Below are 9,783 nucleotides of genomic sequence, written 5' to 3' on the forward strand. Positions count from 1 at the left end.
AGGGGTTTTTTGTTGGCCGGGCACCGCCTCGCCGGCCCCTCCGCCCACCGACAGGCGTCCGCCGCAGCACCCCACCCCGCGCCCAGGGAGATCGTCCAGATGAGCACCACCAGCAGCACCGGCCGCACCGCCGCGGCCCTTCCCTCCTCCGCAGCCGGCCCCGCGGCCGGTCCCGCCCCCGGCGCGGGTCCCGCGCCGGCCACGGCGGTGGCCCCCAGCGAGGCCGCCGCGCAGGCCACCCTCGGGGTCGAGACGACCGCCCGGTCGATGGCCGAGGCGGCCGCCGAGCCGGTCACCGGGATCACCGGTGCGCAGAGCCTGGTCCGGTCCCTGGAGGCGGTCGGTGTCGAGGTGGTCTTCGGCATCCCGGGCGGGGCGATCCTGCCGGCCTACGACCCGCTCTTCGACTCCGCGCTGCGGCACGTGCTGGTCCGGCACGAGCAGGGCGCCGGGCACGCCGCCACCGGGTACGCCCAGGCCACCGGCCGGGTCGGCGTCTGCATGGCGACCTCCGGGCCGGGTGCGACGAACCTGGTCACCCCGCTGGCCGACGCCTACATGGACTCGGTGCCCGTCGTCGCCATCACCGGCCAGGTGCCCAGCGCCGCGATCGGGACGGACGCCTTCCAGGAGGCCGACATCCGCGGCATCACCATGCCGATCACCAAGCACAACTTCCTGGTCACCGACCCCGACGAGATCCCGCAGCGGATCGCCGAGGCGTTCCACCTGGCCGGCACCGGCCGCCCCGGGCCGGTGCTGGTCGACATCTCCAAGGACGCGCTGCAGGCCACCACCGACTTCAGCTGGCCGCCGCGGCTGGACCTGCCCGGCTACAAGCCGACCACCCGCCCGCACGGCAAGCAGGTTCGCGAGGCCGCGGCGCTCATCGCCGCCGCCCGCCAGCCGGTCCTCTACGTCGGCGGCGGCGTCCTCAAGGCCGGTGCCGCCGAGGAGCTGGCCGAGCTGGCCGAGCTGACCGGCGCCCCGGTGGTCACCACGCTGATGGCCCGCGGGGCCTTCCCGGACAGCCACCGGCAGAACCTGGGCATGCCGGGCATGCACGGCAACGTCACCGCGGTCACCGCGCTGCAGAAGGCCGACCTGCTGGTCGCCCTGGGCGCCCGCTTCGACGACCGGGTGACCGGCGAGCTGTCGAGCTTCGCCCCGCACGCCGCCGTCGTCCACGCCGACATCGACCCGGCCGAGATCGGCAAGAACCGCAAGGCCGACGTGCCGATCGTCGGGGACGCCAAGGCCACGATCGTCGAGCTGGTGTCCGCGCTGCGCGCCGAGCACGAGGCCGGGCGCACCCCGGACCTGGACGCCTGGTGGACGCAGTTGGACGACTGGCGCACCCGGTACCCGCTGGGCTACGACTGGCCCGAGGACGGGATGCTCTCCCCGCAGTACGTGATCGAGCGGCTGGGCGCCATCGCCGGCCCGGACGCCATCTACGCCTCCGGGGTCGGGCAGCACCAGATGTGGGCGGCCCAGTTCATCTCCTACGAGAAGCCCGGCACCTGGTTGAACAGTGGTGGGCTCGGCACGATGGGCTACGCCGTCCCGGCCGCGATGGGCGCCAAGTACGGCATGCCCGGCACCACCGTGTGGGCCATCGACGGCGACGGCTGCTTCCAGATGACCAACCAGGAGCTGGCCACCTGCGCCATCGAGGGCATCCCGATCAAGGTCGCCGTCATCAACAACGGCAACCTCGGCATGGTCCGGCAGTGGCAGACCCTGTTCTACGAGGGGCGTTACTCCAACACCCACCTGAACACCCACGGTGGCAAGGAGGGGACGGCCCGGCAGGTCCGGATCCCCGACTTCGTCACCCTCGCCGAGGCGCTGGGCTGCGTCGGGCTGCGCTGCGAGTCCAAGGACGACGTCGACGCGGTGATCGAGAAGGCCATGGCGATCAACGACGCGCCCGTCGTCATCGACTTCATCGTCGGCTCCGACGCCCAGGTGTGGCCGATGGTCGCCGCCGGCAAGAGCAACGACGAGATCCTGGCCGCGCGCGACGTGCGCCCGGTCTTCGGGGAGGGGCAAGTCTGATGAAGGACCCCCTCTCCCCCCACCACTCGCTCCGCTCGCGGCGGGCCCCTGAGACGGGGCCGACCAGCTCGCAGGAAGAAGGCCCCCGTTGACCCGTCACACGCTCTCGGTCCTGGTGGAGAACAAGTCCGGCGTCCTGGCCCGGGTCTCGGCGCTGTTCAGCCGGCGCGGGTTCAACATCGAGTCCCTCGCCGTGGGGCCGACGGAGAACCCGGACCTGTCCCGGATGACGATCGTGGCCGACGCCGAGGCGCAGCCGCTGGAGCAGATCACCAAGCAGTTGAACAAGCTGATCGAGGTGATCAAGATCGTCGAGCTGGACACCGCCGCGGTGCAGCGTGAGCTCCTGCTGGTCAAGGTGCGCGCGCCGCTGGCCGACCGCGCCCAGGTGCTGCAGACCGCCGAGCTCTTCCGCGCCCGGGTGATCGACGTCAACACCGACACCGTCACCCTCGAGGCCACCGGCACGCCGGACAAGCTGCAGGCGCTGCTGGCCGTCCTCGCACCGCTCGGCATCAAGGAGATGGCCCAGTCCGGCACCGTCGCCCTGGGCCGCGGACCGCGGTCGATGAGCGGCGCCGGTACCTTGCGCCCGGTCGAGCGCTCCGCCTGAACGAACACCCCCAGATCAGGGGCCAAAGTCGCGATTTTGGCCCTCCGCTGAACAAAGGAGAGCACCACCAGATGGCCGCCGAGATCTTCTACGACGACGACGCCGACCTCTCGATCATCCAGGGGCGCACCGTCGCCGTCCTGGGCTACGGCAGTCAGGGCCACGCCCACGCGCTGTCGCTGCGCGACTCCGGCGTCGACGTCCGGGTCGGCCTGCCCGAGGGCTCGAAGAGCCGGGCCAAGGCCGAGGCCGAGGGCCTGCGCGTGGTCACCCCCGCCGAAGCGTCCGCCGAGGCCGACCTGATCATGATCCTCGCCCCGGACCACGTGCAGCGGACGCTGTACACCGAGTCGGTCGAGCCCAACCTGCAGGACGGCGACGCGCTGTTCTTCGGCCACGGCTTCAACATCCGCTTCGGCTACATCAAGCCCCCGGCCGGGGTCGACGTCGCCATGGTCGCCCCCAAGGGCCCCGGGCACCTGGTGCGCCGCGAGTTCAGCGACGGCAAGGGCGTGCCCTGCCTCATCGCCGTCGAGCAGGACGCCAGCGGCAGCGCGCAGGCCCTCGCGCTCTCCTACGCGAAGGGCATCGGCGGCACCCGCGCCGGCGTCATCAAGACGACGTTCGCCGAGGAGACCGAGACCGACCTGTTCGGTGAGCAGGCCGTGCTCTGCGGCGGCATGTCCGCCCTCGTGGCCGCCGGGTTCGAGACCCTCACCGAGGCCGGCTACCAGCCCGAGATCGCCTACTTCGAGTGCCTGCACGAGCTCAAGCTGATCGTCGACCTCATGTACGAGGGCGGCATCGCCAAGCAGCGCTGGTCGGTCAGCGACACGGCCGAGTACGGCGACTACACCTCCGGCCCGAAGGTCGTCGACGCCCGTGTCAAGGAGTCGATGAAGGAGGTCCTCGCCGCGATCAAGGACGGCTCCTGGGCCGCTGCCTTCATCGCCGACCAGGACGCCGGTGCGCCGGACTTCAAGGCCAAGCGCGCCGCGGCCGAGGCGCACCCGATCGAGGAGACCGGCCGCAAGCTCCGTGGCCTGATGAGCTGGGTCAGCGCCAGCGACGACTACACCGGTACCGCCGCCCGCTGAGGCAACGCCCCGCTGAGCAGGCCCCCTCTCCGGGGCCGACACGACACGGCCCCCGCAGCGTCTGCTGCGGGGGCCGTGTCGCGTCCGGGGGAGGGGTCAGCGGATCGCTGCCCGCTGGGCCCGGCGGGCGGCGAAGTAGCGGCTGGCCGGCTTGAGGCACACCAGCACGACGGTCGCGACCGCGGCGGCGACCAGCAGCAGGGAGAACAGGATGGCGCCGCCGTCCCCGTCGCCGAGGGCGCCGACGAGGGTCAGGCCGGTGAACGCGATGGCGATCGACCCGCCGACGATGAGCAGGACCCGGTTGCGGCCGGTCAGCGCCCAGACCGAGCCCCAGATCATCAGCACCGTCCACAGCACGGTGATCAGCCCGAAGGCCAGTGAGATCCCGCCGACCGCACCGAGCCCGCCGCCGGCGACGGAGAAGAGCTCCTCGTCGAAGCCCTCGGCGCCGGCGAGGGCCGCAGCGCCGAAGACGATCAGGAAGAAGCCGACCAGGACGCCGAACGCCGCCAGCACGAAGCCCAGGACGGCGGCGGTGATCACCGCTCCGGGGCGGGCGGTCGACGGGGACTCCCCGTACCCGTACTGCCCGTAGGACTGGCCCTGCTGGCCGTAGGGCTGCTGGCCGTACTGCTGCTGGCCGTAGGGGTCTGGCTGGCCGTACTGCCCGTACTGGCCGTACTGCGGTTGGCCGTACTGGCCCTGCCCGTACTGGGGCTGGCCGTACTGGCCCTGCCCGTACTGGGGCTGGCCGTACTGGCCCTCGCCGTACTGGCCCTGCCCGTACTGGGGCTGCCCGTACTGGGGCTGCCCGTACTGCGGTTGGCCGTACCCGGGCTGACCCGTCCCGCCCTGGCCGTACTGCGGGTCCGGCTGCTCGTACGGGTTCTGGCCGGTAGGGGGCCCGTACGAGGGCTGGCCGTACTGCTCCTGGCCGTACTGCTCCTGGCCGTACTGCTCCCCGGGCTGGGAGCCCTGCCCGAACGCGGTGGAGCCGGTGTTCCCCGGGGCCGGCGGCGGCTCTCCCCCCTCCGGCTGCTGGCCGAACGGGGTCGTCTCGTGACGGCCCTGGGCGTCGTCCCGGTCGCTGCTCATGTTCTCCTCCGACGAGGCCGGTGGTACCGGCGCTTCGCCGCCAGCTTGGCGGTGCCGGCAGGGCCGGGCAAGCACGGGGGTCCGTCCGTGTGTCCACCCAGTGGGACCAGTGGACACCGGCGCGCCGCGTGGTGGGCGGCGTCCCTACGCTGTGGAGTCGTGACCACGACCACGCCCGTCGTCCTGATCGCCGAAGAGCTCGCGCCCAGCGTGTTGGAGGTGCTGGGAGGCGACGTCGAGATCCGCCACGTCGACGGCGCCGACCGGGGCGCCCTGCTGCCCGCGCTGGCCGACGCATCGGCCGTGCTCATCCGCTCGGCAACCCAGATCGACGCCGAGGCGCTCGCTGCGGCGCCGCAGCTCAAGGTCGTCGCGCGGGCCGGCATCGGCCTGGACAACGTCGACGTCCCCGCGGCCACCGAGCGCGGTGTGCTGGTCGTCAACGCCCCGACCTCCAACATCGTCAGCGCCGCCGAGCACGCCGTCGCGCTGCTGCTCGCCGCCGCCCGGCACATCCCGGCCGCCGACGCCTCGCTGCGCGACGGGAAGTGGGCGCGGTCGAAGTTCACCGGCGTCGAGGTCACCGAGAAGACCGTGGGCGTCGTCGGGCTGGGCCGGATCGGGGTGCTGGTCGCCCAGCGGCTGGCCGCCTTCGGCGTCACCCTGATCGCCTACGACCCCTACATCCAGCCCGGCCGGGCCGCCCAGCTCGGTGTCCGGCTGGTGTCCCTGGACGAGCTGCTGCGTGAGTCGGACTTCATCACCGTCCACCTGCCCAAGACCCCGGAGACCCTCGGGCTGATCGGCGCCGAGCAGCTGGCAGCCACCAAGCGCGGCGTGATCATCGTCAACGCCGCCCGGGGCGGGCTGGTCGACGAGGCCGCCCTGGCCGAGGCGCTGCAGTCCGGCCAGGTCGGTGCCGCCGGCATCGACGTGTACGCCAAGGAGCCCTGCACCGACAGCCCGCTGTTCGGGCTGCCGAACGTGGTGGTCACCCCGCACCTGGGCGCCTCCACCACCGAGGCGCAGGACAAGGCCGGCACCGCCGTGGCGCGCAGCGTCCGCCTGGCGCTGCAGGGCGACTTCGTGCCCGACGCGGTGAACGTCCAGGCCGGCGGCATCGTGGCCGAGGACGTCCGCCCCGGGCTGCCGCTGGCCGAGAAGCTCGGCCGGGTGTTCACCGCGGTCGCCGGTGGGCTGGCCCAGTCGGTGCACGTGGAGGTGCAGGGCAAGATCGCCGAGTTCGACGTCTCCGTCGTCCAGCTGGCCGTGCTGCGGGGCGTCTTCTCCGACGTCGTCGAGGAGCCGGTCACCTACGTCAACGCGCCGCTGCTGGCCGACCAGCGGGGCCTGGACGTCACCCTGTCCAGCAGCACCGAGAGCCCGCACTACCGCAACCTGATCACCGTGCGGGGGGCGATGGCCGACGGCACGGAGGTGACCGTCTCGGGCACGCTCTACGGCAAGAACCAGGTGCCCAAGCTGACCGAGGTCAGTGGCTTCGAGATCGACCTGGCCGCCGACGGCTACCTGATGTTCTTCGTCTACGCCGACCGGCCCGGCGTCGTCGGCACGGTGGGGGCAGCGCTCGGCGAGGCGGGGGTCAACATCGCCGGCGCACAGGTCAGCCGCACCACCCAGGGCGGCGAGGCGCTGATGGCCGTGACCGTCGACAGCCCGGTCAGCGGGGAGCTGCTGGCCGACATCGCTCAGCGGATCGGCGCCGGGCAGGCCCGGACCGCCGACCTCAACCCGAGCTGACCCGCTCGTCTCCCGCGCGACCACAGGCCGCGTCGTCCCCACGGGGACGACGCGGCCTCGTCGTGTCCGGGTTCGATCCGGGCACCGGCCACTGGGCCGAACGGTGGTTGAGGGCTGACTCAACGTGTCATCTGCCCGGTCTCGTTCCGCTGAACGGTGAGCGGCACGCCGGTGTCCAGATGTCGACGGCTCCGAGGCCGGGTCGATGCCCGAGAACTCGGCGCAGATGCGCTGCGCGACGGGCCGCGCTGCGCCGAACGGCCTATTGGCCGCCGGCGACCACGGCGAGCACCGTGTGACTGGTCCGTCTCAGTTGGTCACCGTTCCTGGTGATCGGCCGGGCGGTCCTCCCGCACGAATCACTGACAGGGGTGCCCGTGGGTCCGAGCAGCACGCACACGAACCGGGCGGGACGCCGACGCGTCGCCGTCCGGACGGGGGTCGTCGCCATGACGGCCGCCCTGGTCACGACGGGGGGCGTCGGCGGTGCGCTGGCCGCGCCCGCCGCACCGGTGGCCGACCGGGGGCAGGCCGACCTGAGCGCCGGCCAGCTGGACCAGCTCAGGTCCCAACTGGCCGCCCAGGCGCGGCCGGCGGGTCTGCCGCAGCGCGGTCCGACGTCCTTCTTCCTGGAGATCGACGAGACCGGCACCTCGCAGGTCTACTCCGACGCACTCGACGAGGGGGAGGGGCAGGCGCAGGCCGCCGACGCGGCGCGGGCCGCCAAGCCGGAGGTCGAGGCCGCCGCCGACCGGGTCGTCGCCGACCTGCCGGACTCGGTGGCCGACGCCGAGGTGCTCTACACCGCCTCCACGGTCGTGCCCGGCGTCGCGGTGTCCGCGGACGCCAGCGACTACGAGGCGTTGACCGCACTGCCCGGGGTCACCGCGGTGCACGCGATCACCCCGAAGGAGACCAGCAACACCGGCGCCGCCGAGGTCGTCCGGGCCGTCGAGGCCTGGCAGGCGCTGGGCAACACCGGCGAGGGCGTCTCCGTCGGCATCATCGACACCGGCATCGACTACACCCACGCCGACTTCGGCGGCAGCGGCGACGTCGCCCAGTACGCGGCGCTCCAGGCCGCCGAGGCAGCCCCCGCCCCGGCCGGGGTCTACCCGAACGCCAAGGTCGTCGGCGGGCGGGACTTCGTCGGCGACAGCTACAACGCGGACCCGAGTTCCCCCGACCACCAGCCGGTGGCCATGCCCGACGACAACCCGCTGGACTGCAACGGTCACGGCACCCACGTGGCCGGCACCGCAGCGGGCTACGGCGTGACCGCGGACGGGCAGACCTACACCGGCGCATACGACGAGTCCTTCGACCCGGGCGCGCTGCGCATCGGTCCCGGCATGGCGCCGGACGCCTCGCTGTACGCGCTCAAGGTGTTCGGCTGCGACGGCTCGACCGACGTCACCATCCAGGCCCTGGAGTGGGCGATGGACCCCGACGGTGACGGGTCGATCGACGACCACCTCGACGTCGTCAACCTCTCCCTCGGCTCGGACTACGGCCTGGCCGACGACGCCGACGCGATGGTCGCGAACGAGGCGATGGAGCACGGCATGCTCGTCGTCATGTCCGCCGGCAACGCCGGGGACAGCTACGACATCGGCGGCTCGCCGGGCAACGCCCCGCGCGGGATCGGCGTGGCCGCGTCCAACGACGGCTACGGCATCTTCGACGGCTGGCAGGTCGTCTCCGGCGGGGGCCCCAGCGGCATCCGGCCGGGCCTGCGCTCGATCGCCTACAGCGACCGCGACGAGGCGGGCGAGCTCGAGCCCGACCTGACCGGCCCGGTCGTCCTGCCCGAGGCCGGGGACGACCCGACCGGGTGCGCCCCGTGGAGCGGGGACTACACCGGCGAGATCGTCCTCATCGAGGCCGACGGGTTCGCCTGCGGTTCGGTGGCCAAGGGCTCCAACGCCCGTGACCACGGCGCCGTCGGTTTCATGATCATCGGTGACGACGACCTGCTGGAGACCGGGATCACCGGGGTCCCGGAGATCCCGGGCATCCTCATCACCGCGACCGACGGTGCGGCGCTCGCCGCCGCCGTCCAGGCCGGCCCGGTGACGGTCACCTTCGGCCCGAGCCTCAAGGACGCCGCCACCGTCGACGACCCGGCGCAGATCGACCTGCTCGCGTCGTTCTCCTCCCGCGGCACCCGCCAGGCCGGTGGCCTCAAGCCGGACGTCTCCGCGCCCGGCGTGACGGTGTACTCCGCAGCGGTCGGCACCGGCGACGAGGGCGTCAGCCAGTCCGGCACCTCGATGGCCGCCCCGGTCACCTCCGGGGTCACCGCGCTGATCCGCGCCGCGCACCCGGACTGGACGACGGAGGAGGTCAAGGCCGACCTGATGAACACCGCCGTCCACGACGTGCACACCGCCGAGGGCGTCGTCTACGGCCCGAACCGGCAGGGCGCCGGCCGCATCGACGCCCGGGCGGCCCTGGACAACCAGGTGCTGGCCTACGCCGACGCCGGCTCCGGCGTCGTGTCCGCCTCCTTCGGCGTGATCGAGGCGGTCGACCCGAAGCTGGTGCGGAACGAGCAGATCACCGTCTCCAACAAGAGCGACCGGACCGTCGGCTACAAGCTGCGGTACGAGGCGCTGGTCGACCAGCCCGGTGCCAGCTACCGGGTGGAGCCCTCGGTCGTGCACGTCGCGCCGAACACCAAGACGGTGGTCAACGTCGTCCTGACCGTGAAGCGGGACCAGCTGCGCAAGGTGGCCGACCCGACGATGGTCACCGACGACGGCCGGCAGTTCCTGGGCGAGGCCAGTGGCCGGGTGGTGCTCACCCCGAAGAAGGGCGACGCACCGACGCTCCGGGTGCCGGTGCACGCGAACCCGGAGCCGGCGTCGAACCTGATCGCGCAGGACCGGGAGGGCGGCACCTCGATCACCCTGGTCGGCCGGGGCGTGAGCAACGGCCCGGCGTTCGAGCCGACGTCCTACACCTCGCTGGCCACCGCCTTCGAGGGCCTGGGCCGCAGCCCGCAGATGCCCCGGTGCGCCGACGCCGCCCTCCCGGACTGCTACAAGTCCGAGCTGGAACGGTCGGTCGACCTGGCCATGGTGGGGGTGGCCTCCGACGTGGCAGCCAGCCCGGCGGACCCGTGGCTGTACTTCGGGGTCACCGCGCACG

6 protein-coding genes are annotated in these 9,783 nt (G+C 72.8%); 5 read left to right on the forward strand and 1 reads right to left on the reverse strand.

What is annotated here, in order from left to right; all coding sequences use genetic code 11:
• The first annotated feature begins 99 nt into the window (after positions 1-99).
• The 3 genes from G5C62_RS23030 to ilvC all read left to right on the forward strand — a co-directional run bounded on the left by G5C62_RS23030 (position 100) and on the right by ilvC (position 3,771).
• A complete protein-coding gene (locus tag G5C62_RS23030; protein WP_036340028.1) occupies positions 100-2,061 on the forward strand; it encodes an acetolactate synthase large subunit in 1,962 nt (653 codons plus the stop codon).
• An 88-nt stretch (positions 2,062-2,149) separates the two neighbouring features.
• The gene (gene ilvN, locus G5C62_RS23035; RefSeq protein ID WP_036340025.1) at positions 2,150-2,674 is read left to right on the forward strand and encodes an acetolactate synthase small subunit; all 525 of its coding nucleotides are present in this window, start codon (positions 2,150-2,152) and stop codon (positions 2,672-2,674) included.
• 71 nt (positions 2,675-2,745) lie between these two features.
• Positions 2,746-3,771 carry a ketol-acid reductoisomerase gene (gene ilvC / locus G5C62_RS23040; RefSeq protein ID WP_036340023.1) on the forward strand — a complete coding sequence of 342 codons (1,026 nt, stop codon included), beginning with the start codon at positions 2,746-2,748 and terminating at the stop codon, positions 3,769-3,771.
• Positions 3,772-3,867: 96 nt separating this feature from the next.
• Here ilvC and G5C62_RS28770 read toward each other — a convergent pair whose 3' ends face one another.
• Positions 3,868-4,869, reverse strand: coding sequence for a hypothetical protein (locus G5C62_RS28770; protein WP_052091594.1), 1,002 nt, complete (start codon positions 4,867-4,869; stop codon positions 3,868-3,870).
• A 159-nt stretch (positions 4,870-5,028) separates the two neighbouring features.
• Between G5C62_RS28770 and serA the strand changes: the two genes are divergently transcribed.
• Both serA and G5C62_RS23055 read left to right on the forward strand, forming a co-directional pair.
• A complete protein-coding gene (gene serA / locus G5C62_RS23050; protein ID WP_036340020.1) occupies positions 5,029-6,630 on the forward strand; it encodes a phosphoglycerate dehydrogenase in 1,602 nt (533 codons plus the stop codon).
• Between the two features lie 449 nt (positions 6,631-7,079).
• A partial coding sequence (locus G5C62_RS23055; RefSeq protein ID WP_164702835.1) for a S8 family serine peptidase occupies positions 7,080-9,783 on the forward strand: 2,704 nt, incomplete at its 3' end.

This window comes from Modestobacter sp. KNN46-3 (assembly GCF_011039295.1).